The organism is Streptomyces sp. NPDC050759 (genome assembly GCF_044456945.1).
Classification (GTDB): Bacteria; Actinomycetota; Actinomycetes; order Streptomycetales; family Streptomycetaceae; genus Streptomyces.
In genome coordinates this window covers 177,969-202,518 of the sequence record NZ_JBITGI010000007.1, presented here as the reverse complement: position 1 = coordinate 202,518, position 24,550 = coordinate 177,969, and the positions used below count along the sequence as shown (strand labels likewise).

Genomic DNA, 24,550 nt, shown 5'->3' with positions numbered 1-24,550 from the left:
ACGTTGTAGGAACTGCGGGGCCGATGTCAGACCCTGCTTGTAGGGTCTGATCAAGAACGTCGAACCGAGCGGGGTGAGGGGTTATGGCGACCAAGGACACCGGCGGCGGACAGCAGAAGGCCACGCGCAACACCGAGGAGGTCGAGGAGCAGACTGCGGAGACGCAGGGTTCCGAGGACCTCAAGGAGCGCCAGGAGAAGCTCAGCGACGACGTGGACTCCGTCCTGGACGAGATCGACGACGTACTCGAGGAAAATGCCGAGGATTTCGTGCGCTCCTTCGTGCAGAAAGGTGGAGAGTAGAGGCTGATAGGTCACTTTGCCTTCGAAGTGAAGGTTGCGGGGGAATTGAGTGGCTGAAGAGCTCGACGCCAAGGAATGCAGGAAGTGTGGACGCGATCTACCTCTTGCGGCCTTTGCGCGTGACAGGAATCGGCGTGACGGCCTCCAGGTGCACTGCCGTGAGTGCGTGGCGGAGTACAGCGCCGCGCACTACCGGCGGCGCCGGGAGGCCATGGGTAAGCCGGTCCGGGAGCAGGTTGACGTCCCGGACGGGCACAAGCTCTGCCGCACGTGCGGAGAGATCAAACCGTGGAGCGAATGGCATCGCAACGCGACGGCCTCGGACGGGTTGTCGACGCGCTGCAAGGCGTGCCGCGCGGCCCAGGGTCGGCGAGACCATTTGAAGCGTCAGTACGGCCTCACCGAAGCCGAGCGTGACGAGTTGATCGCCTCTCAAGGGGGCGTCTGCTGCATATGTTTGGCGGCTGTGCCCGAGCATGTGGATCACTGCCACAAGACGGGTAGGGTCCGAGGCGTACTGTGCTTCAGCTGCAATGCCGCACTGGGGCAGTTCAAGGATCGGCCCGATGCCATAAGGCGGGCTGCTGCTTATGTGGAAGGAATCGCGTGGAAGCCAACACTCGTAGCACCGGGCGTCTACCTGCTGCCTTCCTGACGCCTGGGTCGTCGTCCTTCATGGACTTCCTGTCCGAGCATCAGCCGGAGATGCTGCCGGGCAACCGGCAGCTGCCGCCCATGCAGGGTGTGATCGAGGCGCCGCACGGCACCACGATCGTGGCGGTGACCTTCCCCGGTGGTGTCGTGCTCGCCGGTGACCGTCGCGCCACGATGGGCAATGTCATCGCTCAGCGGGACATCGAGAAGGTGTTCCCGGCGGATGAGTACTCGGCCGTCGGGATCGCCGGCACCGCCGGTCTCGCCGTGGAGATGGTGAAGCTGTTCCAGTTGGAGCTGGAGCACTTCGAGAAGGTCGAGGGCGCCCAGCTGTCGCTGGAGGGCAAGGCGAACCGGCTGTCCACCATGATCCGTTCCAACCTCGGCATGGCGATGCAGGGGCTGGCCGTGGTGCCGCTGTTCGCGGGGTACGACGTGGACCGCGGCAGGGGGCGGATATTCTCCTACGACGTCACCGGCGGCCGTTCCGAGGAGCACAATTTCGCCGCCACGGGTTCCGGCTCGGTCTTCGCGCGCGGTGCCATGAAGAAGTTCTTCCACGACGGTCTGACCGAGGCCGAGGCCACGATGCTGGTGGTGCAGGCCCTGTACGACGCGGCCGACGACGACTCGGCGACCGGTGGTCCCGATGTCGCGCGCCGGATCTACCCGATCGTCACCGTGATCACCGAGGACGGCTTCCGCCGGCTCAACGACGACGAGTCCTCCGAGATCGCCCGTTCGATTCTCGAGCGGCGGCTGGAGCAGCCCGACGGCCCGCGGGCCGCGTTGCTCTAGGCGCCACCCGTCTTGTTCAAGGTGATCGCAGTGACTTCCACAGAAAGGGACGGATAACCGGTGTCGACGCCGTTCTATGTCTCCCCCCAGCAGGCGATGGCCGACCGGGCCGAGTACGCCCGCAAGGGCATCGCCCGTGGTCGCAGCCTGGTCGTGCTGCAGTACGCCGACGGCATCGTGTTCGTCGGCGAGAATCCGTCCCGCGCGCTGCACAAGTTCAGCGAGATCTACGACCGGATCGGCTTCGCGGCCGCCGGCAAGTACAACGAGTACGAGAACCTGCGGATCGGTGGCGTCCGGTATGCCGATCTGCGTGGTTACACCTATGACCGTGACGATGTGACCGCCCGTGGTCTTGCCAACGTGTACGCCCAGACGCTGGGCACGATCTTCTCCTCGGCCGGTGAGAAGCCGTACGAGGTGGAGCTGGTCGTGGCCGAGGTCGGTGAGACGCCGGACGGTGACCAGATCTACCGGTTGCCGCACGACGGTTCCATCGTGGACGAGCACGGCTCGGTGGCGGTGGGCGGCAATGCCGAGACGATCAGCAGTTATCTGGATCAGCGTCACCAGGACGGTATGAGTCTGGCGGATGCGTTGAAGCTGGCCGTGCAGGCGTTGTCCCGTGACACGAATGGCAGTGAGCGGGAGATTCCCGCGGAGCGGCTGGAGGTCGCGGTGCTGGACCGGACGCGTCCGCAGCAGCGCAAGTTCAAGCGCATTGTGGGGCGTCAGCTGGGTCGGTTGTTGGAGGCCGGCGGTGCGTCCACCGAGGCGGAGAGCGCGGATGAGGCGGAGGGTTCCGAGGACGAGTAGTCCCGGGGCGTTCCGCCCGATCACCCTTTCTGTGCCCCGGCCGATCTTGAGGCCGGGGCACAGGGCGTTCAGGGGGCGCTGGGCGGGGCTGTGGAGCCTCGTACGACCAGGTTGACGGGGATGTCCCCCGCCTGCGGTGTGCGGCCTTCCAGGACGGCCAGGAGGGCTTCCATGCCGCGTTCGCCGAAGAGCTCGGCGTCCAGTCGTACGGTGGTCAGCTCCGGGTCGATGGCGGTGGCGAGGCCGAGGTCGTCGAGGCCGGTGACGGAGATGTCGTCGGGGATGCGCAGGCCGAGTCGTCGTACGGCTTTGTAGGCGCCGGCGGCGAGTTTGTCGTCGTCGCAGACGAGGGCGGTGGGTCGGGGTCCTGGGGTGGCGAGGGCGGTCTCTGTGGCGGTGAGGGCGTCGTCGATGGAGATGGGTGCGTGGGCGGTGCGTAGGGAGGTGTCGGGGACCGCGTCGAGTCGTGTGGCCAGTTCGCGTGCGCGGATCTCGAAGGTCCAGGAGGGTACGTCGGCCGCGAGGTGCAGGAAGCGGCGGTGTCCGAGTTCCAGGAGGTGGGTGGTGACCTGGCGGATGCCGTCGGCGATGTCGAGGTTGACGGTGGCGGCGCCGAGGCTGCCCGAGGGGTCGCTGTCGAGCATGACGAGGGGGAGTTGGTCGCCGCGGATGGCGGTGAGGGCGTCGGCGGCCATGGAGGAGGCGATGACGCCGTCGAGGGCGGCCTGGGCGGAGGCGAAGGGGTCGCGGGCGGGGCCGATGCCTTCGGGGGAGGGGTAGAGGACGACGCCGAAGCCGTGGTCGGCGGCGACGCGTGCGGCGCCGGTGTAGACGCCGGCGAAGAACTCGGTGGTCAGGGCGGGGACGACGAGCAGGACTGTGCGGGTGTGGCCGAGGCGGAGGTTGCGGGCGGCGAGGTTGGGCCGGTAGCCGAGGTCGCGGGCGGCTTCCCGGACGCGTTGGGCGGTGGTTTCGGAGACCCGGCCGCGCCATTTGTCGCCGAGCACGAGGGAGACGGCGGCCTGGGAGACCCCGGCCGCGTGTGCGACGTCGCGGCTGGTCGGTCGCGTGCTGCTGCGTGCCACCGTGGGTCCGCTCCTTCGTATGGACGTCCGGACAGCGCACATGGTACGTATGGGAGTCGGGGTTATACGTATGACTTGGAGGCGGGACATGGCCGCGGGATACCTGGAGATCCTCAGGGCGAGGCACGCGGCGCGCCTGCTGACGGGAACGCTGGTGGGCCGGTTGCCGAACGCCACCGCGGCGATCGCGATCGTGCTGTTCGTCCGGGCGCAGGGCGGCACGTACAGCCTCGCGGGGGGTCTTGCGGCCGTGTACGGCGTGGCCAACGCCGTGGGGCAGCCGGTGCTCGGGCGGCTCGTCGACCTTCAGGGCCAGCCCCGTGTCCAGCTGCCGTCCGCCGTGCTGTCGGCCCTCGCGATGGCTCTCTTCGCGTTCAACGGCACCGACCCGCTCCCGCTCGCCTACGCGGCCGTGGCCGCCGCCGGGCTTTTCACGCCGCCCCTGGAGGGCGGCCTGCGGGCTCTGTGGCCGAGTGTGCTGCGCAGGGAGGACCAAGTGCACACGGCGTACGCGATGGACGCTGTGGCGCAGGAAGTGATGTTCACCGTGGGGCCCTTGCTGGTGACGTTGTGCGCGTCGCTGTGGTCGGCGCAGGCGGCCTTGCTGGTGCTGAACGTCATCGGGGTGCTGGGCGCTGCCTCGGTCGTGGTGTCGCCGCCCTCGCGCGCGTGGCGTTCCGCACCGCGTGAGGCGCACTGGCTCGGCGCGCTGCGCTCGCCGGGTCTGCTGGCGCTGCTCGGTGCGTTCCTGTTCGTCGGCATCGCGCTCGGGTCCATCACGGTGGCCTCCGTGCCGTACGCGGACGAGCACGGTGGGGACGCGGTGTACGGCTGGCTGATGGCCGGGATCGGTCTGGGTGCCCTCGTGGGCGGCCTGGCGTACGGGGCGCGGCGGTGGGCGGGTGAGCCCGCGCGGCGACTTCAGGTGCTGGTGGGCTTCCTGGCGGTGTGTTATCTGCCGCTCACTCTGATGCCGGGCGCGGTGGCCATGACGCTGCTGGTGGTGCTCGCGGGTGTGTTCCTGGCGCCCGTCATCGCGTGCGCCTTCGTCCTGGTCGACCGGCACGCACCGGCCGGGACGGTCACCGAGGCTTTCTCCTGGCTTGTCACGACATTCACGGTCGGTGCCTCGGTCGGAACGGGGCTCGCGGGCCCGGTCGTCGAGCGGGGCGGGGCCCTGTGGGGCTTTGCCGTGCCGGGTGTCGCGGGGGGCGTGTCGCTGCTGGTTCTGCTGGTCACGGGAGGCGTCCTCACAGCTCCCGCGGGGCGGGCGGTGGTTGCGTCTTCATCGGAAAATGATCCAAACCGTGCTGCCGAACCCCGTTTCAGCTCGGGGGATCGGGCGTAATGTTCACTCATGGACCGCCGCATTTTCGGGCTGGAGAACGAGTACGGCGTCACGTGTACGTTCAGGGGACAGCGACGCCTGTCTCCCGACGAGGTGGCGCGGTACCTCTTCCGCCGTGTCGTGTCATGGGGCCGCAGCAGCAATGTCTTTCTGCGAAACGGTGCCCGCCTCTATCTCGATGTCGGGTCACATCCGGAATACGCGACACCCGAATGTGACAATGTGACCGAACTGGTCACGCACGACAAAGCAGGCGAGCGCATTCTCGAAGGACTCCTGGTGGACGCCGAACGACGCCTGCACGAGGAAGGAATCGCGGGCGACGTCTACCTCTTCAAGAACAACACGGACTCGGCCGGCAACTCCTACGGCTGCCACGAGAACTATCTCGTCGCACGCCACGGGGAGTTCTCCCGGCTCGCGGACATCCTCATTCCCTTCCTTGTCACGCGCCAGCTGCTGTGCGGCGCGGGCAAGGTTCTGCAGACCCCGCGGGGCGCCGTGTACTGCGTCAGCCAGCGGGCCGAGCACATCTGGGAGGGCGTCTCCTCGGCGACGACCCGTTCCCGGCCGATCATCAACACCCGCGACGAACCGCACGCCGACGCCGAGCGCTACCGCCGCCTGCATGTCATCGTGGGCGACTCGAACATGTCCGAGACGACCATGCTGCTGAAGGTCGGCGCGACCGACCTGGTGCTGCGCATGATCGAGGCGGGCACCGTGATGCGCGATCTGACCCTGGAGAACCCGATCCGGGCGATCCGTGAGGTCAGCCACGACATCACGGGCCGGCGCAAGGTGCGTCTGGCCAGCGGCCGGGAGGCCTCCGCCCTCGAGGTGCAGCGCGAGTACTACGAGAAGGCCGTGGACTTCGTCGAGCGGCGCGGGATCCGTACCGGCACCGTCGACCAGGTCCTGGAGCTGTGGGGCCGCACGCTGGACGCGATCGAGGCGGAGGACCTCGACCGGATCGGCACCGAGATCGACTGGGTCATGAAGTACAAGCTCATCGAGCGGTACCGGGCCAAGCACAACATGACCATGTCCCACCCGCGGGTCGCGCAGATAGACCTCGCGTATCACGACATCCACCGTCGTCGTGGGCTGTACTACCTTCTGGAGAGGAAGGGCCAAGCCGCCCGTATCTGCAACGACTTGAAGATCTTCGAGGGCAAGTCGGTTCCGCCGCAGACCACTCGGGCCCGGCTGCGCGGTGACTTCATCCGCAGGGCTCAGGAGCAGCGCCGGGACTTCACCGTCGACTGGGTTCACCTCAAGCTCAACGACCAGGCGCAGCGCACGGTGTTGTGCAAGGACCCGTTCCGTTCGGTCGACGACCGGGTCGAGAAACTGATCGCCGGAATGTGATCGGCGCGTTCCGCATGAGTGTCGGAACGCAACACGGGCGCCGTACGTTTCACGTGCGGCGCCCTTCTCACGCCGTAGAGTTGCGCGCACGCCATCAACAAGATCGACCGATTACGAGGCCCCCACCGTGCGCCGACGCTCACTCCTCATTGCCGTTCCCGCAGGACTGGCCACACTCGCCGCATGCGGTGACGACAAGTCCGACTCGAGCAAGGCGAGCGGCAGCGCGTCACCCTCGGCGTCGTCCTCGGCCTCGCCGGCGCCGCCGCCGCCGAAGATCGTCGACGGTCCGCTGCCGGCGATCACGGCGGGCACGAAGTTCGGTGAGAAGCCGACGGTCGCCAAGGGCAGCGGCGATCCGTCGAAGGATCTCGCGGTCAAGACGGTCATCGCGGGCGGCGGCACCACCATCGCCGAGGGCGACTACATCCAGGCCCACTACCTCGGCCAGATCTGGAGCACGGCCAAGGTCTTCGACAACTCCTACGACCGTAAGACGGCGTTGGTCATCCAGCTCGCGCAGAACAGCATCATCGACGGCTGGCGGTACGCCCTGACGGGCAAGAAGGCCGGCAGCCGGGTCGAGTTCTCCATCCCGCCGACCTGGGGGTACGGCAAGGAGGGCAACGCGCAGGCGGGTATCAAGGGCACCGACACGCTGGTGTTCGTCGTCGACGTCCAGGACACGTTCAACGCGAAGAGCTCCGCCAAGGGCAAGACCGTCGCGCAGGGGGACGCGGACCTGCCCAAGGTCGGCACCAACACCGACGGCAAGGCCCCCTCCATCGAGATCCCCAAGGCGGACGCGCCCACCAAGCTGGTGTCGGAGTACGTCATCGAGGGCGACGGCGACAAGGTGGCGGCCGACAGCACCCTGCTCGTGCAGTACAAGGGCGTGGTGTGGGACTCCGGCAAGGAGTTCGACTCGACGTACGGCCGCAAGCAGTTGGCGTCGTTCTCGCTCCAGCAGGTCGTCAAGGGCTGGGCGCAGGGTCTGACCGGCAAGAAGGTCGGCAGCCGGGTGCTGATCTCCATTCCGCCGAAGCTGGGCTACGGCGACAAGCCGCCGGCCGGCAGCGGTATCGAGAAGGACTCCACGCTGGTCTTCACCGTGGACATCCTGGCGAAGATGTGACGCACGGGGGACATGCGCGAGGGTCCCGGCCGCGGGGATGTAAGACTGGTCCCTGTTGCCTTTCCGTGAACCAGCAGGAGCGAGTGACGTGAGCATCGACAAGCCCGAGATCGACTTCCCCGGCGGCGAGCCCCCGGCGGACCTGGAGATCAAGGACATCTGGGAGGGCGACGGCGAGGTTGCGCAGGCCGGCCAGACCGTCACCGTCCACTACGTGGGCGTGGCCTTCAGCACCGGCGAGGAGTTCGACGCCAGCTGGAACCGTGGTCAGCCGTTCCGCTTCCCGCTGGGTGGCGGCCGGGTCATCAAGGGCTGGGACCAGGGCGTGCAGGGCATGAAGGTCGGCGGCCGCCGCCAGCTGACCATCCCCGCCCACCTCGCCTACGGCAACCAGAGCCCGACCCCGGCGATCAAGCCCGGTGAGACCCTGATCTTCGTGGTCGACCTGCTCGGCGTCTGATCGTCGTACCGGAGTCATAAGGGATCGCGTCGCGGTCGGATCGTCGTACGGTTTCCGACCGGACCTGATCAACCGGGGTCCATGCCTGTCCGGGCATGGGCCCTCGGCTTTTGCCTTGCTCCTTCGGGGCGGTACGGTCATCGTCCGTAAGCACCATAGGGAGGCGAAGGGCGTCGATGGCCATTGCCAAGGCCGAGCGGCTGATGAACCTGGCGCTGTGTCTGCTCGGGACGCGACGGCCGCTCAGCAAGCGTGAGCTTCGGGAGTCCATCGAGGCCTACCTGGAGGCGAATTCCGACGACTCCTTCAACCGCATGTTCGAGCGCGACAAGGACGATCTGCGTGAACTAGGGCTCGTGATCGAGACCGTTGAGAACCTGGACGGCGAAGTCGGCTACCTCGCCCGCCGCGACAGCAACCGGCTGCCGCCCGTCACCCTCGACGCCGAGGAGGCCGCCGCCCTGGGGCTGGCCGCCAAGGTGTGGCAGCAGGCCCGGCTCGCCGGCGCGGCCAGCGGTGCCCTGCAGAAACTGCGCGCGGCGGGGCTGCCGGAGGACTTCGACCCGTATGAGGCGCACGGCGCTCTGGAGCCGCGCATCCCGGTGCACGAGGCCTCCTTCGAGCCGCTGATGCTCGCCTGCCGGGACCGCCGTCCGGTCGTCTTCGACTACCGCAAGGCCACCGCCGCCCGCCCCGAGCCCCGCCATGTCGAGCCGTGGGCGCTGGAGTGCTGGCGCGGCCACTGGTACCTGGCCGGATTCGATCGCGACCGGGGTGCCGAGCGGGTCTTCCGGCTCTCCCGGATCACCGGCAAGGTGCGCTCGCGCGGCACGCGCTATACGGCCCCCGTCCCCGACGTCGTGACCGTCCGTGAGACGGTCGCGAGCTGGGCGGGGGAGACCGCCGACCGCAGCGCGCGGATCCGGCTGCGGACGGGCGCCGGGTACCCCTTGCGGGCGAAGGCCACCTCGGTGCGGGAACTGGGTGACGGCTGGGACGAGTTGGAGATTCCGTACGGCCATGGCCTGGACGCCTGGCTGGTGGAGTTCGGCCCGGACGTGGTGGTCCTGGAGCCCGCCGAGTTGCGGGCCGACGTGGTGGACCGGCTGCGTGCCGTGGCCAAGGGCTGAGGGGGAGCGGAAGAGATCATGGCAGGCAAACCGGTCAGGCCGACGAACGCCATCGACCAGACCCGGCGGATGCTCTCCCTGGTGACCTATCTCAGGGAGCGCCCCGGCGCCCGGGTCGAGGACGTCGCCCGCGCCTTCGGGATCACCGAGGACGAACTGGTCTCCGACCTCGATGTGCTGCCCATGTGCGGCACCAGCTTCCGTGGCGGAGATCTGCTCGACATCGACACCGACGGCGAGCGGATCTGGTGGCACAACCCCGATGACGTGGCCGAGCCGCTCAGGCTCGCCGCCGACGAGGCGACCGCGCTGCTGGTGGCCGCCCGCGCGGTGTCCACGCTGCCCGGCCTCAGGGAGAGCGACCGGCAGGCGCTGCTGCGGGCGACCGCCAAGGTGGAGACCGCGGCCGGCGAGACGGCGGGTGCCAGCGCGCGGCTGTCGGTGACCTTCGAGTCCGAGGGCGGCGTGTTCGCGGACGTCGACCGGGCCATCTCCGAGCGCCGGCGCCTGTGGATCCGCTACTACTCGCCCGCCCGCGACGAGCTCACCGAGCGCGAGATCGACCCGATCCGCCTGGTCAGCGTCGGCCACACCTATGTGGAGGCCTGGTGCCGCCGCTCCGAGGCGCGGCGCACCTTCCGGCTCGACCGGGTCGCCGAGATCAAGATCCTGGACGAGCCGTCCGCGCCGCCCGAGGTCGAGCTCAGGGACCTGTCCGAGGGGCTGGTGCAGCCCGCGGCCGAGGACCCCGAGGTGGTCGTCGAGGTGGGTCCCGGCGGCCGCTGGGTCGCCGAGTACTACCCGCACGACAGTGCGGATGAGCTTTCCGACGGCGGTCTGCGTATTACCCTGCGCACCCCCGACCCGGCATCCCTGCGGCGGCTGGCGCTCCGGCTCGGCCGCGACGGCCGTATCGTCTCGCCGCGCGACCTCGCCGACAGCGCCCGCGAGGCGGCCCGTGAGGCGCTGGCGGCCTATGACGGGGTCGAGGCGCAGGACAGCCCCAGGGCGTCGGGGACGCGGGGGCAGGACGGTCGGTACGACAGGCAGGAGCAGGGGCTTTGAGCGAGTCGGCGACGTCTGGTGCGGGCATGACGGTGGCTGCCGCCTTCGCGGGGATGAGAAGCGCGGCTCCGGTGACCTTCAAGGCGAGCTGCCCGGACTGCCGGGAGCGGTTCGAGCTGGCCGCCGCCGCCCTGCGCCTCGCCATCGGCGCGACCAGCCGCGCCACCTTCTACTCGTTCACCTGTCCCGAGTGCGGCGCGGCCGTCCGCAAGCCCGCCGGGGAGCGGATCGTGGAACTGCTGACCGGCGGCGGGGTCCGGACCCTGCGGCTGCACTCCACCCTCTAGGCTCGGTGCCATGTTCTGGCCGATGTTCGCGGTGGCAGTGGGTTTCGTGGGTCTCGCCGTCCTGGGTGTGCTCGCCGTCCGGGTCTTTCTGGAGGCACAGCGTCTGGGGCGCCAGGTCACGGACTCCGCGCTGCGTATCAGCCGGGCCGCGGAGGACCTGGAGCGGGCCGCGGTGAGCACGGCCCGTTCCGCGGACTCACTGTGAGTACGGCTGAGAGTTGGGTGTGAGTCGAGCGGCGCATGCGTTTTGGGCCACTTCGCCCTGTCACCTCGGCCGGGTCGGCAGGTACGCTGCTGGTCGCGGTCCGGATAACGAGGCTCGGCCGCGAACCGGGAGTACGCACAGGGATTGCCAGGCGTTCACCCCTGAGCGTTACGATCGCTGTCAGCACGACTGATCGGACACATGTCCGACCGGTCGGACAGCACCCCACAAGCCGCCTCGGTGAGAAGGTAAAGACTTATGTTCGGAAGGCTCGGCGCCCCCGAGATCATTCTCATCCTCGTCGTCATCATCCTGCTGTTCGGCGCGAAGAAGCTTCCCGACATGGCGCGCTCGCTGGGCAAGTCCGCCCGCATCCTCAAGAGCGAGGCCAAGGCGATGAAGGACGAGGGCAGCAGCACGGCCACCCCGGCCGGCCCGCCCAACACCGACGAGCAGAACCCTGCTCAGCGCACCATCCAGGCCGCGCCCGGCGACGTGACGAGCTCGCGCCCGGTCACCGAGCCGACGGACACGACCAAGCGCTGACGCGGGGCCGGTGACCTCCGGCCCGCCCGCACGAGATGGGAACGTGGGTTGCTGAAGTCTGCCCGCAGAGAAGAGAGGGATCCCGAGGGGCGGATGCCTCTCGCGGATCACCTTCGTGAGCTCCGCAACCGGCTCGCGAAGGCGATGCTGGCCATCGTCATCGTCACGGTGGTGGCCGCCTTCTTCTACAACGACATCATCAACTTGATCACCAAGCCGATCCTCGACTCGGTCGGCTGTGACAAGTCCTTCGCGGAACTGGCCAAGTCGACACAGTCGACCAAGCCGTGCGCCGAGATCACGATCAACGGTCTGCTGACGCCCTTCACACTGGCCCTGAAGGTGTCGCTGATGGCCGGCGTCGTCGCGGCCTCACCGGTCTGGCTCTACCAGCTGTGGGCCTTCGTCGCCCCCGGCCTGCACCGGCACGAGAAGAAGTACGCCTACGCGTTCGTCGGCACGGGCGCCCCGCTCTTCCTCGTCGGCGCCTACTTCGCCTACTCGGTCCTGCCGACCACGGCCCAGGTGCTCATCGGCTTCACCCCGGGGGGCACCGCCAACCTGCTGCCGTTGGACGACCTGCTCGACCTCGTCCTGCGCATGGTGCTGGTCTTCGGCCTCTCCTTCGAGCTGCCCCTGCTGCTGGTCTTCCTCAACCTCACCGGGTTGATCACCGGCAAGCGGATGCTCGGCTGGTGGCGCGGCATGATCATGGCCATCACCGTGTTCGCCGCCATCGCCACACCGAGCACCGACCCGCTGACGATGCTGGCACTCGCCGCGCCGATCTGGATCCTCTACTTCGCGGCGACCGCCTTCTCCCTGCTCAACGACCGGCGCAGGCGCCGCCGTGAGGCCGAGGGCCCCGACGACGACGAGGCCTCCGACCTGGACCTCACCCCCGAGGACATCGGCGAGGTCGAGACCGTCTCCGCGAGCCGGGCGCTGCCCGAGCAGTCGGGCACGGACCGGGTCAACGGTTATGACGACGTGACCTGACGACCGGGAAGCGGCTCGTAAGGTCACTTCCGTGACCAGCGAGATCACCCTCTTCGTCAACCCCACCGCGGGCCGCGGCCGGGGCGCCCACGCGGCGCAGCCGGCCGCTTCCGCGTTGCGGGCGGCAGGCTTCGCCGTGCGGACCGTGCTCGGCGAGGACGCCGCCGACGCCCTCGCACGCGCGCGTGCCGCCGTCAAGGAGGGCACGGGGGCACTGGTCGCCGTCGGCGGCGACGGAATGGCGAACCTCGCCCTCCAGGCCGTGGCCGGCACCCGCACCCCGTTCGGTCTGGTCGCCGTCGGTACCGGAAACGACTTCGCCCGCACCCTGGGCCTGCCGGTGCGCGATCCCGCCGCCGCGGGCCGGCTGATCGCCGACGCCCTCAAGGAGGGCCGGGTCCACGACACCGACCTGGGCCGGGTCGGTCACCACTGGTTCGCCACCGTCCTCGCCTCCGGCTTCGACTCCCGGGTCAACGACCGCGGCAACCGCATGACATGGCCCGCGGGCCGCCTCAAGTACGACCTCGCGATGCTCGCCGAACTGGCCGCCTTCCGGCCCGTCCCGTACCGGATCACCCTCGACGACGGCCGGGTCCGCGAGGTCGAGGCGACCCTGGTGGCCGTCGGCAACGGGTCGTCGTACGGCGGTGGCATGCGGATCTGCCCGGGCGCGGACCTCGCCGACGGGCTCTTCGACATCACCGTGGTCGGGGACTGCAGCCGCACGACCCTGCTGCGGGTGTTCCCGAGCGTGTACCGGGGCACCCACGTCGACCACCCCAAGGTGACCGTGGAGCGGGCCGCGCGGGTCGAGATCGCCGCAGAGGACGTCACGGGCTACGCCGACGGCGAGGCGCTCGGGCCGCTGCCGATGAGCGCGCGCTGTGTCCGCGGGGCGGTGTCCGTGGTGGGCCCCTGAACTGCGATGGGCCCGTGAACTGCGTGAAGAGCAGGTTCCGCAGGCTCCGATCCGGATAATGATCGTCGTGTTGTCAGTGCCGCCGGGTACGCTCGAAAGCACGATGACAGAGGACCTCTCCCCGGCCGAGCGGTACGCGGCAGCCCGCCTGCGGGCAGCCGAGCAGGCCACCGCGCTCGCGGGCTTCCGCGAGATGTACGACTTCGGTCTCGACCCCTTCCAGATCGAGGCCTGCCAGGCTCTCGAAGCGGGCAAGGGCGTGCTGGTCGCCGCGCCCACCGGCTCCGGCAAGACGATCGTCGGCGAGTTCGCCGTCCACCTCGCCCTCCAGCAGGGCAAGAAGTGCTTCTACACGACACCGATCAAGGCACTGTCCAACCAGAAGTACGCGGACCTGAGCCGCCGTTACGGCGCCGACAAGGTCGGCCTGCTCACCGGCGACAACAGCGTCAACTCCGATGCCCCCGTGGTCGTGATGACCACCGAGGTGCTGCGGAACATGCTGTACGCGGGCTCACAGACCCTCCTCGGACTCGGATACGTGGTCATGGACGAGGTGCACTACCTCTCCGACCGCTTCCGGGGCGCCGTATGGGAAGAGGTGATCATCCATCTCCCCGAGTCGGTGACCCTGGTGTCGCTGTCGGCGACCGTGTCCAATGCCGAGGAGTTCGGCGACTGGCTCGACACCGTCCGCGGCGACACCCAGGTGATCGTCTCCGAGCACCGGCCCGTGCCGCTGTTCCAGCACGTGCTCGCCGGGCGCCGGATGTACGACCTGTTCGAGGAGGGCGAGGGCAGCAAGAAGGCCGTCAACCCCGACCTCGCCCGGCTGGCCCGCATGGAGGCCCAGCGGCCGTCGTACCAGGACCGCAGACGCGGCAGGGCCATGCGCGAGGCCGACCGGGAGCGCGAGCGGCGGCAGCGGTCGAAGGTGTGGACGCCGAGCCGGCCCGAGGTCATCGAGCGCCTCGACGCCGAGGGCCTGCTGCCCGCCATCACGTTCATCTTCAGCCGCGCCGCCTGCGAGGCGGCCGTACAGCAGTGCCTGTACGCGGGACTGCGGCTCAACGACGACGAGGCGCGGGGCAAGGTGCGCGCCCTCGTCGAGGAGCGCACCGCGTCCATTCCGCACGAGGATCTCCACGTCCTCGGGTACTACGAGTGGCTGGAGGGCCTGGAGCGCGGCATCGCGGCCCACCACGCGGGCATGCTGCCGACCTTCAAGGAGGTCGTCGAGGAACTGTTCGTGCGCGGCCTGGTCAAGGCCGTGTTCGCGACCGAGACACTCGCCCTGGGCATCAACATGCCCGCGCGCTCGGTGGTGCTGGAGAAGCTCGTCAAGTGGAACGGCGAACAGCACGCCGACATCACTCCCGGCGAGTACACCCAGTTGACGGGGCGTGCCGGGCGGCGCGGCATCGACATCGAGGGTCACGCCGTGGTGCTGTGGCAGCGGGGGAGCAGCCCGGAGCACCTGGCGGGACTGGCCGGCACGCGCACCTACCCGCTGCGCTCCAGCTTCAAGCCGTCGTACAACATGGCGGTCAACCTCGTCGAACAGTTCGGCCGGCACCGCTCGCGTGAGCTGCTCGAGACGTCGTTCGCGCAGTTCCAGGCCGACAAGTCGGTCGTCGGGATCTCGCGCCAGGTGCAGCGCAACGAGGAGGGCCTCGACGGCTACAAGGCCTCGATGACCTGCCACCTCGGTGACTTCGAGGAGTATGCGCAGCTGCGCCGCGAGCTCAAGGACCGCGAGACCGAGCTGGCCCGGCAGGGAGTCGCCCAGCGGCGGGCCGAGGCAGCCGTGGCACTGGAGAAGCTCAAGCCGGGCGACGTCATCCATGTGCCGACGGGCAAGTACGCCGGTCTCGCGCTGGTGCTGGACCCGGGCCTGCCCGCCGGGCGGTCCAACGGCCACCGGGGCTTCGAGCACCACGACGGCCCGCGGCCGCTGGTGCTGACCGCCGAGCGGCAGGTCAAGCGGCTTGCGTCGATGGACTTCCCGGTGCCGGTCGAGCCGTTGGAGCGGATGCGGATCCCGAAGTCCTTCAACGCGCGCTCGCCGCAGTCCCGTCGGGACCTGGCCTCCGCGCTGCGTGCCAAGGCGGGTCACATCCCGCCGGAGCGGGCCCGTAAGCAGCGCTCCCAGGCGGCCGACGACCGCGAGATCGCGCGGCTGCGGACGGCGATCCGGGCGCATCCCTGCCATGGGTGCAACGACCGTGAGGACCACGCCCGTTGGGCCGAGCGGTATCACCGGCTGCTGCGGGACACCTCGCAGCTGGAGCGGCGCATCGAGGGTCGTACGAACACGATCGCCCGCACCTTCGACCGGATCGTGGCACTGCTCACCGAGCTGGACTATCTGCGGTCCGACGAGGTCACCGAGCACGGCAAGCGGCTGGCCCGGTTGTACGGCGAGCTCGATCTCCTGGCCAGTGAGTGCCTGCGGGAAGGGGTCTGGGAGGGTCTCGCCCCTGCCGAACTGGCCGCGTGCGTCTCGGCGTTGGTGTACGAGTCCCGGGTCGGCGACGACGCCATGGCGCCCAAGGTGCCGTCCGGCAAGGCCAAGGCGGCGCTCGGTGAGATGGTGCGGATCTGGGGGCGGCTCGACGCCCTCGAGGAGGACTTCCGGATCAACCAGACCGAAGGGGTCGGGCAGCGGGAGCCGGATCTCGGGTTCGCCTGGTCCGCGTACATGTGGGCCAGCGGGAAGGGGCTCGACGAGGTGCTGCGGGAGGCGGAGATGCCTGCCGGGGACTTCGTGCGGTGGTGCAAGCAGGTGATCGACGTGCTGGGGCAGATCTCGGCTGCGGCTCCGGTGTCGGGGGGGAGCGGGTCTTCGTCCGTTGCGAAGAACGCGCGGAAGGCTGTTGATCTGTTGTTGCGGGGGGTTGTGGCGTACTCGTCGGTGGGGTGAGGTTCGGGGGCGGGTGCGGGTGCTCTGTGGCTGGTCGCGCCCACGCGGCGGAGCCGCATATCGATGCGGCCCCGCGCCCCTGGGGTGGCTGACCTACTCCTTGTTCAGATATGAACGCCAGCTGCCGTACTGCGTGATGTCCTCCGCGTTGGTCAGCGCGGCAGGTTCGCAGAGGAAGCCTGGGACCTGGGTTCCGTCCGACAGCTCTACTCTGCCCAGTGTCATCGGGCGAGGGAGGGCCATCAGGAGGCGGCCCAGGCCCTCCGCCGACAGGCGCCACACCTCTGCCTCGATCTCCGCGCCGCCCTCGCCGACGTGGACCAGGCCCGGCTTCGGTGGGGTCGTCCGCAGGGCGTGCAGGCGGTAGACCGGCGCCGTTGTGGTCGTACGGTCCAGGCGGGCGCCCAGCGCGAGGAGTTGGGGGTTCAGCGGTTGGCCCGTCAGGTGCGCGCCGACCACCGCGAGCCGGGTCTCCGGCTGGAGCAGGCTCGCGATCCTCGCCAACCGCTCATCGGTGTAGGCCGGGCCGACCAGCATCACGCCGAACGGGAGTCCGTTCAACTCGCCCGCCGGGACGGCGGCCGCGGCCAGGTCGAAGAGGTTCGTGGAGTTGGTGAAGCGGCCCAGGCGGGCGTTGGCTCCCAGGGGATCGGCGGCCACCTCGGCGAGCGTGGGATGGCCGGGGGTGGTGGGCAGGAGGAGGGCGTCCGCGTCGGCCAGTTCGGCCAGCGCGCGCGTGCGGAGCGCGGCCAGGCGGTCCATGTCGGCGTAGAGCTGGTGGGCCGGGAGGTCGCGGGCCCGGGTGATGATGCCGGCGACCGTGGAGTCCAGGGAGTCGTCACCTGCTTCTATCGCCTTGTCGACAAATGCTCCTACCGCTGTGTAGCGCTCGGCCACGAAGGCGCCCTCGTAGAGCATCGCCGCCGCCTCGGTGAAGGGCGACAGATCCAGCTCGCGGAGCGTCACGCCCGCCGCCGCGAGCTGCTCCACCGCTGCCTCGTACGCCTGAACCCAGCCCTCGTCGAGTTCGCCGAGCTGGTCGCGCGCGGGAACAGCGATCCGCCACGGGCCGGGGCGGCGTCCGGGGAGGGGCGGGGCCGTGCCGGTCGTCATGTGGGACAAGGCCTGCTCGGCCTCCGGCAGGGTGCGGGCGAACACCGTCACGCAGTCGATCGAGGCGCAGGCCGGGACGACTCCGGCCGTGGGGACCAGACCGCGGGTGGGTTTGAGGCCGACGATGCCGTTGAAGGCGGCCGGGACCCGGCCCGAGCCCGCCGTGTCGGTGCCGAGGGCGAAGTCGACGATGCCCAGGGCCACCGCGACCGCCGAGCCGGAGCTGGAGCCGCCGCTCACCCTGGCCGGGTCGTACGCGTTGCGGACCGCGCCGTGCGGGGAACGGGTGCCGACCAGGCCCGTCGCGAACTGGTCCAGGTTCGTGGTGCCGAGCACGATCGCGCCCGCCGCCCGGAGACCGGCGACGACCGGGGCATCGGCCTCCGGACGGTAGGCGTACGACGGACAGCCCGCCGTGGTGGGCAGGCCGGCCACGTCGATGTTGCCCTTGGCCGCGAACAAGCGTCCTGCGAGAGGGAGTTGCTCACCCTTCGCGAGCCGTTCGTCGATCGTCCGGGCTTCCCGCTCGACCTCCTCCCGCGGGCGCAGGTCGATCCAGATCTCGGGGCGGTCCACGGCCTCGACGCGGTCGTAGGCGGCACGGACCCGGGTGACGGTGGTGGACATGGCTCGCTCCTCTTTCACTGTGCGACCGGGTTTCACTGTGCGGCCGGGGCCAGGACGGGTTTCACCGTGCGGGCGGGGCCAGGACGAGCAGTGCCGTCCCCGCCTCCACCTGGTCGCCCGGCCGGGCCAGGATCTCCGCGACCACGCCGTCCGTCGGCGCGTGCACCCTGGACTCCATCTTCATCGCCTCCAGAGCGAGGAGTGGTTGCCCGGCGGCGACCTCGTCACCCGGCTCGACGTTCAACTGCCATACCGAGGCGGCGAATTCGGCTTCGATGAGACGTCCTCCCGCAGGGACCGTCACCTCGGCGGCAGGGGCGGCCGGTGCGGACGTCTCCGCCGCCCGCGCGAACTCGCCCGCCGCCTCCCACGCGTCCCGCTCCGCGGAGAAGGCCGCCTGCTGAAGTGACCTGAACTCCGCTATGGACTCGGCGTGTTCGGCGAGGAAGGACTGGTACTCGGCGAGCGAGAAGGTGCCCTCCTCAATCCGGGGAACGAAGCGGCCGGACGTGATGTCGGCCCGCAACTCCAGGAGTTCGTCCGCGTCCACCGGATACCAGCTGATGCGGTCGAAGAAGCGCAGCAGCCAGGGCGAGCCCGGCTCGAACGCGCCGCGCTGCTGCCAGGGCGACCACACCTGGGTCGTACGGCCCACGAACTGGTAGCCGCCGGGGCCCTCCATGCCGTAGATGCAGAGATACGCTCCACCGATCCCGACCGAGTTCTCGGCCGTCCAGGTGCGCGCCGGGTTGTACTTCGTGGTCACCAGGCGGTGGCGCGGGTCGAGCGGGGTGGCCACCGGGGCGCCCAGGTAGACGTCGCCCAGGCCCAGGACGAGGTACTCCGCGTCGAAGACGGTGCGGTAGACGTCGTCCACCGACTCCAGGCCGTTGACGCGGCGGATGAACTCGATGTTCCAGGGGCACCAGGGCGCGTCGTCCCGAACGCCCGCCATGTAGCGGGCGATCGCCTCGCGGGTGGCGGGGTCGTCCCAGGAGAGGGGGAGGTGGACCGTGCGGGAGGGGACGACCAACTCGTCGGACGGGGGGAGGGATGCGGTGATCTCCCGGACGACGGTGAGGAGTTCGTGCTGGGCGATGCGGCTGGGGTCCGTCTGGATCTGCAGGGAGCGGATGCCGGGGGTGAGGTCGGTGATGCCGTCGGGGCCCTGCTCGGCCACCGCGTCCATCAGCGCGTGCACCCGCATGCGGAGCGCCAGGTCCAGTTGCATGGGGCCGAACTCGACCAGCAGGTTGTCGTCGCCGCTGCGGCGGTACGTCACATCACCGTCGCGGGCGAGGACACCGCCGTCCACGATCGCCGGGCGGGGCTCGCCCGAGGCGTCCACCGGCATGAAGCGCACGGTGTCGCCCGGGCGCAGCTGACCCAGCTTCCAGCGCTCGGTGCTGATGACGGTCGCCGGGCACACGAACCCGCCGAGGGAGGGGCCGTCCGGGCCCAGCAGCACCGGCATGTCGCCCGTGTAGTCGACCGCGCCGACCGAGTAGGGGGTGTCGTGGATGTTGGAGGGGTGCAGGCCGGCCTCGCCGCCGTCGCTGCGGGCCCAGCGGGGCTTGGGGCCGACCAGGCGGACACCGGTGCGGGCCGAGTTGAAGTGGACCTTCCAGTCGGCGGCGTAGAAGTCGCGGATGTCGTCCTCGGTGAAGAACTCCGGGGCGGCGTGCGGGCCTTCCACGGCGCCGATGTGCCAGGTGGAGGTGTAGGAGGGGCGGTCCTCGACCGGTGTTCCTCCAGCCGGAGGCCTTGTGACCGACGTCTCCTCCGCCTGGTGGCCTCCGTGCAGGACGTCACCCGTCCGCAGGGCCCGGCCGCCGTGTCCGCCGAAGCGGCCCAGTGTGAAGGTGCTCGCGCTGCCGAGGAAGGCCGGGACGTCGAGGCCGCCCGCGAAGAGGACGTACGTCCGCAGACCGTGTTCGGCGGGTGTGCCCACCTCGAGGACACCGCCCGCGGGCACGGTCACCGGCTCCCACTGGGCGACCGGGGCGCCGTCGACGGCGACCGGGGCGGGGGCGCCCGTGACGCAGACGGTCGTGGCGTGGGTGAACCTCAACGACGGGCCCTGCAAGGTGCATTCGAGGCCGGGGGCACCTTCCGGGTTGCCCAGCGCCGTGTTGCCGAGCCGGAAGGAACGGTCGTCCATCGGGCCGCACGGGGGTACGCCGACCTGCCAGTAGCCGGTACGGCCCGGCCAGTCCTGCACGGTGGTGAGGGTGCCGGCGGCCACGACCTCGATGCGTGGGGTCGGGTCCTGGACCCCGGAGAGGGTCGCCGTGGAGTGGGTGGCCGTCTTGAAGTCGGTGTTCGCGAGCGCCGCCCGGACCAGGCCCAGGTTGGTCTCGATGCCGTCGACGCGGGTGCGTTCCAGGGCTTCGTCCAGCCGGCGGAGGGCGTGGGCGCGGTCGGGACCGTACGCGATGATCTTCGCGAGCATCGGGTCGTACGACGTCGTCACCTCGGTGCCGGTCTCCACCCAGCCGTCGACCCGGACCCCGGTGGGGAACTCGACCCGGGTCAACAGCCCGGCGCTGGGCCGGTGTTCACGCGAGGGGTCCTCGGCGTAGATGCGTGCCTCGACGGCGTGGCCGTGCGGCGGGTCCGGCTCGCGTACGACGTCCCGCTCGCCGCGGGCCAGGCGGAGCATCCAGGCGACCAGGTCGACGCCGTAGATCTCCTCGGTGACCGGATGCTCCACCTGGAGACGGGTGTTGACCTCCAGGAAGTAGGCCTCCTCGCGGGCGGCGTCGTAGACGAACTCGACGGTTCCCGCGGAGCGGTAGCCGACCGCCGCGCACAATTCGCGTGCGCTGTCCGTGAGTTGTGCGCGGACGTGCGAGGGGAGACCCGGTGCCGGAGCCTCCTCGAGGACTTTCTGGTTGCGGCGCTGGAGGGAGCAGTCGCGATCGCCGAAGGTGACGACCCTGCCCTCGCCGTCGCCGAAGACCTGCACCTCGACATGGCGGGCGTGCTCGACGAGCCGTTCCAGGAAGACGCCGGCGGAGGAGAAGGAGGCGGCGGCGACGCGCTGCACCCGGTCCCAGGCGTCGGTCAGTTCGTCGGCGGAGTGGCAGGCGGACATGCCGATGCCGCCGCCACCGCCCGTGGCCTTGAGCATGACGGGATAGCCGATGGCAGCCGCGGATTCGAGGGCCTCCTCGAGAGAGGGCAGCAGTCCCGTGCCCGGTGCCAGCGGCACTCCGGCCGCCTCGGCCGCCGCGCGTGCCGTGTGCTTCGCGCCGAAGAGCTCCAACTGCTCGGGCGTCGGACCCACGAACACGATCCCCGCGTCCTCGCAGCGGCGGGCGAAGGCGGCGTCCTCGGACAGGAAGCCGTAACCGGGATGGATCGCGCCCGCGCCCGAGTCCTTGGCCGCCTTCAGTACCAGGTCGGTGTCGAGGTACGACTCCTTCGCGGGTGCGGGGCCGAGGCGCACGGCCTGGTCGGCGAGGCGGACGTGCGGTGCGGCCCGGTCGGCGTCGGAGTACACCGCGACCGTCCGCAGGCCCAGCTCACGGGCCGTGCGGATGATCCGGACGGCTATCTCGCCCCGGTTGGCGACGAGGAGGGTGTCGAAGGTCATTCTGCGGCCCCGATCGTCGTCTCAGCGGTCCCGGGTGTCGTCTCAGGGGTCCCGGGCGTCGTCTCATCGGTCCCGGGCGTCGCCTCAGGGGTCCTGGTCATCGTCTCCGCGGCCCCGATCGTCATCTCCACGGGTGTCGGGTCGAAGCCGTTGCAGGGGTTGTTGATCTGGGGGCAGTTGGAGACCAGGACGAGGACGTCGCGCTCGGCGCGCAGGGTGAGCGAGAGGCCCGGGGCGGAGATGCCGTCGACGATGCCGAGGGTGCCGTCCTTCTCGACCGGCACGTTCATGTACCAGTTGATGTTGGAGACGAGGTCGCGCTTGCCGAGGCCGTGCTTCGCGCCCTCGGCGAGGAAGTTGTCCACGCAGGCGTGCTGCGACCAGGTGTGATGGCCGTAGCGCAGGGTGTTCGACTCCTTGGAGCAGGCGCCGCCGACGGTGTCGTGGCGGCCCACGTCGTCGGCGGTGACCGTCATCAGCGGGGTGTGCTCGCCGGACATCAGCACGCTGCCCGTGGTGAGGAAGATGCCGCCCTGCGCCTGGATGGTGTCGGGGGCGCTGTAGCGGACCGCCGTGTCGTGGGCGTCGTAGACGAGGAAGTCGACGGCCTGGTTGCCGTGCAGGTCGGTGATGGTGAGCGTCTCGCCCTCGCGGAGGACACGGGACCAGGCGGCGCGGGCCGGAACCACGGTCTTCATGCGCGTCCCTTCGAGGCCAGGAATTCGGCGGTGTTGAGGAAGGCGCGGCGGCCTTCGGGAGTGGCGTCCCAGAGGGCGTCGCCGGCGCGGGTGGGTTCGGCGCGCCAGGCGAGGACCTCCAGGGGGGTGCTGACGTAGTCGGGCCGTGGGTCGGCGGGGTGCGGGACGTTGGCGATCAGTACCGTCACGTCCTGTTCGGCGCGAAGCGTGACACTGCCGCCGGGGCCCGCCGAGCCGGTGAAGTCGAGCGTGCCGTCCTCGCGGATGCGGACACCCTGGAAGAAGGAGAGGGACGGGGGGAGGTCGCGGGGTTCGAGGCCGTTCTTCGCGGCGGCCAGCTTGAAGAGCTCACGGCCGGCGGGGGAGGGGCTCTGGGGGGTGCCGTCGCCGTAGCGCCCGGTGTTGCTGACCAGCGTGGAGGTGCCGCAGAGCGCGTCATGACGGCCGGAGGTGTCGGCGACGACGCTCGCGAGCACGCGGCCCTGGTCGGACAGCAGCAGTTGGCCCTCGCCGAGGTAGGCGTTCCACTGGACCTTGACCGTGTCGGCGACGTTCAGACGCTCCCAGGGGCGACCCTCCGCGTACAGGAGGAGGTGGGCGCAGGCGTCTCCGTGCGGGTCGGTGAGGCGCAGTTCGGTGCCGCGGGCGAGGACGCGGTGGGTGTAGTTGCCGCCCGCGACGGTCTCCGCCCACACCAGACGGCCCGCCTCGGAGGGCGGATCCGGCCAGTCGCCGGCCGGGACGACGGGCATGGCCTCGGCGCGGGTGCCCTCCTGGGCGCGGGCGTGGTCTCGGGCTCCGTACGTGGTCTGCGTGGCCATGGCGGGACCTCCGGCTCCGGGGGTTATTTCTGTCGCTCGACAGAAATTAGGCGCGGCGCGGGTCGGAGGGATTGCTCGGGCGTTGCCAGGGGGTTACCGGGGGCTCACAGGGGTGTCGGCGGGTGTGGGGCGGTGGGGGGTGGTCGCGCCCGCGCGGGAGCTGTAAGTCGATAGAGCCTGGGCCCCGGGGGAGGTTGGGGTGTGCCGGGGTGTCGGCGGACGGCTGCCGCGTGTGAATCACGGGGAGATCCCCGCGGCGCTGGGTAGGTCGGAGTGTGCGGGGGTGTCGGCGGCCGGTCGGCGCCTGTGGATCAGGCGGAGACCACTGCGGCCCCGGGGAGGTTGGGGCGTGCCGGGGTGTCGGCGGCTGCCCGAGCGCCTGCGGATGACGCGGAGATCCCCGCGCCCGTTGGGGGGCGTGCCGGGAGGTCGGTGGCCGGGTGGGGCCTGTGGATCGCCCGGAGATCCCTGCGCCGCTGGGGAACATGCCGGGAGGGGCCGTCCGGCGTCTGTGGATCGCCCGGAGACTCCCGCGCCCCGGGGGTTGGGGCATGCCGGGACGTCGGCGGGCGCCCGGCGCCTGTGGATCGCCCGGAGATCCCCGCGCCCCCGGGGGTTGGGGCATGCCGGGGTGTCGGCGGTCGCGCGGCATGCGCCCCGGGGTTGGGGCGTGCGGGGGTGTCGGTGGCCGGGTGGCGCCTGTGGATCGCCTGGAGATCCCCGCGCCCCCGTGTGCGAGGATCGAACGCATGGGTACGACAGGCGGTGCGGGGGAGTCCGGGCGACGGGTCGGCAGGCCGCGGGCCGCTCGGCGGCCGGACAGCGGGCTGTCACCGCGTGACGAACTCCTCGTCGCCGCAGCCGAGTTGTTCACCTCCCTGGGCTACGCCGCCACCAGCACCCGGGCGGTCGCCGAGCGCGCGGGCATGCGGCAGGCGTCCATGTACCACTACGTCTCCGGCAAGGAGGAGCTCCTCGCCGAGCTCCTGGAGTCCACCGTCACGCCCTCGTTGGCGTACGCCCGCGAGCTGCTCGCCGATGACACGGTCCCGGCCGAGAACCGGCTGTGGGAGCTGTGCCGCGCGGACACCGAGGTGCTGTGTGACGGGCCGCACAATCTCGGCGGCCTCTACCTGCTGCCCGAGGTGCGTGCCGAGCGGTTCGCCGGTTTCCATGCCGTGCGTGCCGAACTCAAGGACGCCTACCGGCAGTTGCTCGCCGCCACGCCGGCGGGCGGCGCCCTCGCCAAGAGTGAGCTCGACCTGCGCACGGACCTGTTGTTCGGCCTGATCGAGAGTGTGATCCTCATCCACCGCTCCGACCCCGAGCGCCCCGTCTCGGTCTTCGCGGAGGCCACCGCGGACGCGGCCCTGCGCATCGCCGGGATCTGAGCCCGGTACCCGACCGGAAGTCGATCTTCACCCGTCACGGTGAGGGTGTCTCGTACGCCAGTACGCCTTAACTGCCCGTGTTCGAATGATGCCAGAGCGTGCAAATGGGCCGAGGTTACTCCAGTCGCAATGCCCGTTTCAGGTGCTTGCTGAATATGACACGGCGATGATCCGGTCGGACTAAGCTCGCCCGCAGCGCACCGAGTTGATGTGTATTCGTGCGCTTGTTCCCTATATGTGCGACTCCCCGTCGATA

21 protein-coding genes and 1 pseudogene are annotated in these 24,550 nt (G+C 70.1%); 17 read left to right on the top strand and 5 right to left on the bottom strand.

Going from position 1 to position 24,550, the window contains the following annotated elements; all coding sequences use genetic code 11:
• Nucleotides 1-83: 83 nt before the first annotated feature.
• The 4 genes from ACIBJB_RS22370 (at nt 84) to prcA (ending at nt 2,570) form a co-directional block, all read left to right on the top strand.
• The gene (locus ACIBJB_RS22370) at nt 84-302 is read left to right on the top strand and encodes a ubiquitin-like protein Pup (protein ID WP_007380863.1); all 219 of its coding nucleotides are present in this window, start codon (nt 84-86) and stop codon (nt 300-302) included.
• A gap of 166 nt (nt 303-468) precedes the next feature.
• Nucleotides 469-957 carry an endonuclease VII domain-containing protein gene (locus ACIBJB_RS22365; protein ID WP_398932846.1) on the top strand — a complete coding sequence of 163 codons (489 nt, stop codon included), beginning with the start codon at nt 469-471 and terminating at the stop codon, nt 955-957.
• Nucleotides 909-1,754, top strand: coding sequence for a proteasome subunit beta (prcB, locus tag ACIBJB_RS22360; protein WP_398932845.1), 846 nt, complete (start codon nt 909-911; stop codon nt 1,752-1,754). Before ACIBJB_RS22365 ends, prcB begins: the two co-directional genes overlap by 49 nt.
• A 60-nt stretch (nt 1,755-1,814) precedes the next feature.
• Complete coding sequence (gene prcA, locus ACIBJB_RS22355) at nt 1,815-2,570, top strand: proteasome subunit alpha (RefSeq protein ID WP_355750962.1); 756 nt, start codon at nt 1,815-1,817, stop codon at nt 2,568-2,570.
• Between the two features lie 68 nt (nt 2,571-2,638).
• Here prcA and ACIBJB_RS22350 read toward each other — a convergent pair whose 3' ends face one another.
• Nucleotides 2,639-3,655: a LacI family DNA-binding transcriptional regulator gene (locus ACIBJB_RS22350; RefSeq protein ID WP_398932844.1), complete on the bottom strand. Its 1,017-nt coding sequence runs from the start codon at nt 3,653-3,655 to the stop codon at nt 2,639-2,641.
• Between the two features lie 88 nt (nt 3,656-3,743).
• On the opposite strand from ACIBJB_RS22350, the gene ACIBJB_RS22345 reads away from it, so the two are divergent.
• The 12 genes from ACIBJB_RS22345 (at nt 3,744) to ACIBJB_RS22290 (ending at nt 16,046) form a co-directional block, all read left to right on the top strand.
• Complete coding sequence (locus ACIBJB_RS22345; RefSeq protein WP_398932843.1) at nt 3,744-5,003, top strand: MFS transporter; 1,260 nt, start codon at nt 3,744-3,746, stop codon at nt 5,001-5,003.
• A 9-nt stretch (nt 5,004-5,012) separates the two neighbouring features.
• Complete coding sequence (pafA, locus tag ACIBJB_RS22340; RefSeq protein WP_020117715.1) at nt 5,013-6,374, top strand: Pup--protein ligase; 1,362 nt, start codon at nt 5,013-5,015, stop codon at nt 6,372-6,374.
• 127 nt (nt 6,375-6,501) lie between these two features.
• Entirely contained in the window at nt 6,502-7,509 is a 1,008-nt protein-coding gene (locus tag ACIBJB_RS22335) for an FKBP-type peptidyl-prolyl cis-trans isomerase (protein ID WP_398932842.1), read from the top strand.
• Between the two features lie 88 nt (nt 7,510-7,597).
• Complete coding sequence (locus ACIBJB_RS22330) at nt 7,598-7,969, top strand: FKBP-type peptidyl-prolyl cis-trans isomerase (protein WP_020117713.1); 372 nt, start codon at nt 7,598-7,600, stop codon at nt 7,967-7,969.
• Nucleotides 7,970-8,145: 176 nt separating this feature from the next.
• Complete coding sequence (locus ACIBJB_RS22325; protein ID WP_306983960.1) at nt 8,146-9,099, top strand: YafY family protein; 954 nt, start codon at nt 8,146-8,148, stop codon at nt 9,097-9,099.
• Nucleotides 9,100-9,117: 18 nt separating this feature from the next.
• Nucleotides 9,118-10,164: a helix-turn-helix transcriptional regulator gene (locus ACIBJB_RS22320; RefSeq protein WP_398932841.1), complete on the top strand. Its 1,047-nt coding sequence runs from the start codon at nt 9,118-9,120 to the stop codon at nt 10,162-10,164.
• A complete protein-coding gene (locus ACIBJB_RS22315; RefSeq protein ID WP_176742418.1) occupies nt 10,161-10,451 on the top strand; it encodes a hypothetical protein in 291 nt (96 codons plus the stop codon). Before ACIBJB_RS22320 ends, ACIBJB_RS22315 begins: the two co-directional genes overlap by 4 nt.
• A gap of 10 nt (nt 10,452-10,461) precedes the next feature.
• Entirely contained in the window at nt 10,462-10,656 is a 195-nt protein-coding gene (locus ACIBJB_RS22310; protein WP_398932840.1) for a hypothetical protein, read from the top strand.
• A 258-nt stretch (nt 10,657-10,914) separates the two neighbouring features.
• Complete coding sequence (gene tatA, locus ACIBJB_RS22305; RefSeq protein ID WP_069761315.1) at nt 10,915-11,202, top strand: Sec-independent protein translocase subunit TatA; 288 nt, start codon at nt 10,915-10,917, stop codon at nt 11,200-11,202.
• Between the two features lie 48 nt (nt 11,203-11,250).
• Nucleotides 11,251-12,201, top strand: a complete 951-nt coding sequence (tatC, locus tag ACIBJB_RS22300) for a twin-arginine translocase subunit TatC (protein WP_398932839.1) — start codon at nt 11,251-11,253, stop codon at nt 12,199-12,201.
• A gap of 31 nt (nt 12,202-12,232) precedes the next feature.
• A complete protein-coding gene (locus ACIBJB_RS22295) occupies nt 12,233-13,123 on the top strand; it encodes a diacylglycerol kinase (RefSeq protein ID WP_398932838.1) in 891 nt (296 codons plus the stop codon).
• A gap of 58 nt (nt 13,124-13,181) precedes the next feature.
• Nucleotides 13,182-16,046: a DEAD/DEAH box helicase gene (locus ACIBJB_RS22290; RefSeq protein ID WP_398932837.1), complete on the top strand. Its 2,865-nt coding sequence runs from the start codon at nt 13,182-13,184 to the stop codon at nt 16,044-16,046.
• A gap of 93 nt (nt 16,047-16,139) precedes the next feature.
• Here ACIBJB_RS22290 and atzF read toward each other — a convergent pair whose 3' ends face one another.
• The 4 genes and pseudogenes from atzF to ACIBJB_RS22270 form a co-directional block, all read right to left on the bottom strand.
• Nucleotides 16,140-17,786: an allophanate hydrolase gene (gene atzF, locus ACIBJB_RS22285; RefSeq protein ID WP_398932836.1), complete on the bottom strand. Its 1,647-nt coding sequence runs from the start codon at nt 17,784-17,786 to the stop codon at nt 16,140-16,142.
• A gap of 61 nt (nt 17,787-17,847) precedes the next feature.
• Nucleotides 17,848-21,384 carry a 5-oxoprolinase/urea amidolyase family protein gene (locus tag ACIBJB_RS22280; RefSeq protein WP_398932835.1) on the bottom strand — a complete coding sequence of 1,179 codons (3,537 nt, stop codon included), beginning with the start codon at nt 21,382-21,384 and terminating at the stop codon, nt 17,848-17,850.
• A 107-nt stretch (nt 21,385-21,491) separates the two neighbouring features.
• Nucleotides 21,492-22,082, bottom strand: a pseudogene (locus ACIBJB_RS22275) (urea amidolyase associated protein UAAP2); the annotation flags it as partial.
• Complete coding sequence (locus ACIBJB_RS22270; protein WP_398932834.1) at nt 22,079-22,903, bottom strand: urea amidolyase associated protein UAAP1; 825 nt, start codon at nt 22,901-22,903, stop codon at nt 22,079-22,081. The pseudogene ACIBJB_RS22275 and the gene ACIBJB_RS22270, both read right to left, overlap by 4 nt.
• A 749-nt stretch (nt 22,904-23,652) precedes the next feature.
• On the opposite strand from ACIBJB_RS22270, the gene ACIBJB_RS22265 reads away from it, so the two are divergent.
• Complete coding sequence (locus ACIBJB_RS22265) at nt 23,653-24,294, top strand: TetR/AcrR family transcriptional regulator (protein ID WP_398932833.1); 642 nt, start codon at nt 23,653-23,655, stop codon at nt 24,292-24,294.
• Nucleotides 24,295-24,550 lie beyond the last annotated feature (256 nt).

What these genes read in the sequence shown, in the direction of transcription:
- ACIBJB_RS22370 (WP_007380863.1), top strand. Translation starts at nt 84, where the DNA reads ATGGCGACCAAGGACACCGGCGGCGGACAGCAGAAGGCCACGCGCAAC.
- ACIBJB_RS22345 (WP_398932843.1), top strand. Translation starts at nt 3,744, where the DNA reads ATGGCCGCGGGATACCTGGAGATCCTCAGGGCGAGGCACGCGGCGCGC.
- pafA (WP_020117715.1), top strand. Translation starts at nt 5,013, where the DNA reads ATGGACCGCCGCATTTTCGGGCTGGAGAACGAGTACGGCGTCACGTGT.
- ACIBJB_RS22325 (WP_306983960.1), top strand. Translation starts at nt 8,146, where the DNA reads ATGGCCATTGCCAAGGCCGAGCGGCTGATGAACCTGGCGCTGTGTCTG.
- ACIBJB_RS22320 (WP_398932841.1), top strand. Translation starts at nt 9,118, where the DNA reads ATGGCAGGCAAACCGGTCAGGCCGACGAACGCCATCGACCAGACCCGG.
- ACIBJB_RS22310 (WP_398932840.1), top strand. Translation starts at nt 10,462, where the DNA reads ATGTTCTGGCCGATGTTCGCGGTGGCAGTGGGTTTCGTGGGTCTCGCC.
- tatA (WP_069761315.1), top strand. Translation starts at nt 10,915, where the DNA reads ATGTTCGGAAGGCTCGGCGCCCCCGAGATCATTCTCATCCTCGTCGTC.
- ACIBJB_RS22290 (WP_398932837.1), top strand. Translation starts at nt 13,182, where the DNA reads ATGATCGTCGTGTTGTCAGTGCCGCCGGGTACGCTCGAAAGCACGATG.
- atzF (WP_398932836.1), bottom strand. Translation starts at nt 17,786, where the DNA reads ATGTCCACCACCGTCACCCGGGTCCGTGCCGCCTACGACCGCGTCGAG.
- ACIBJB_RS22280 (WP_398932835.1), bottom strand. Translation starts at nt 21,384, where the DNA reads ATGACCTTCGACACCCTCCTCGTCGCCAACCGGGGCGAGATAGCCGTC.
- ACIBJB_RS22270 (WP_398932834.1), bottom strand. Translation starts at nt 22,903, where the DNA reads ATGGCCACGCAGACCACGTACGGAGCCCGAGACCACGCCCGCGCCCAG.
- ACIBJB_RS22265 (WP_398932833.1), top strand. Translation starts at nt 23,653, where the DNA reads ATGGGTACGACAGGCGGTGCGGGGGAGTCCGGGCGACGGGTCGGCAGG.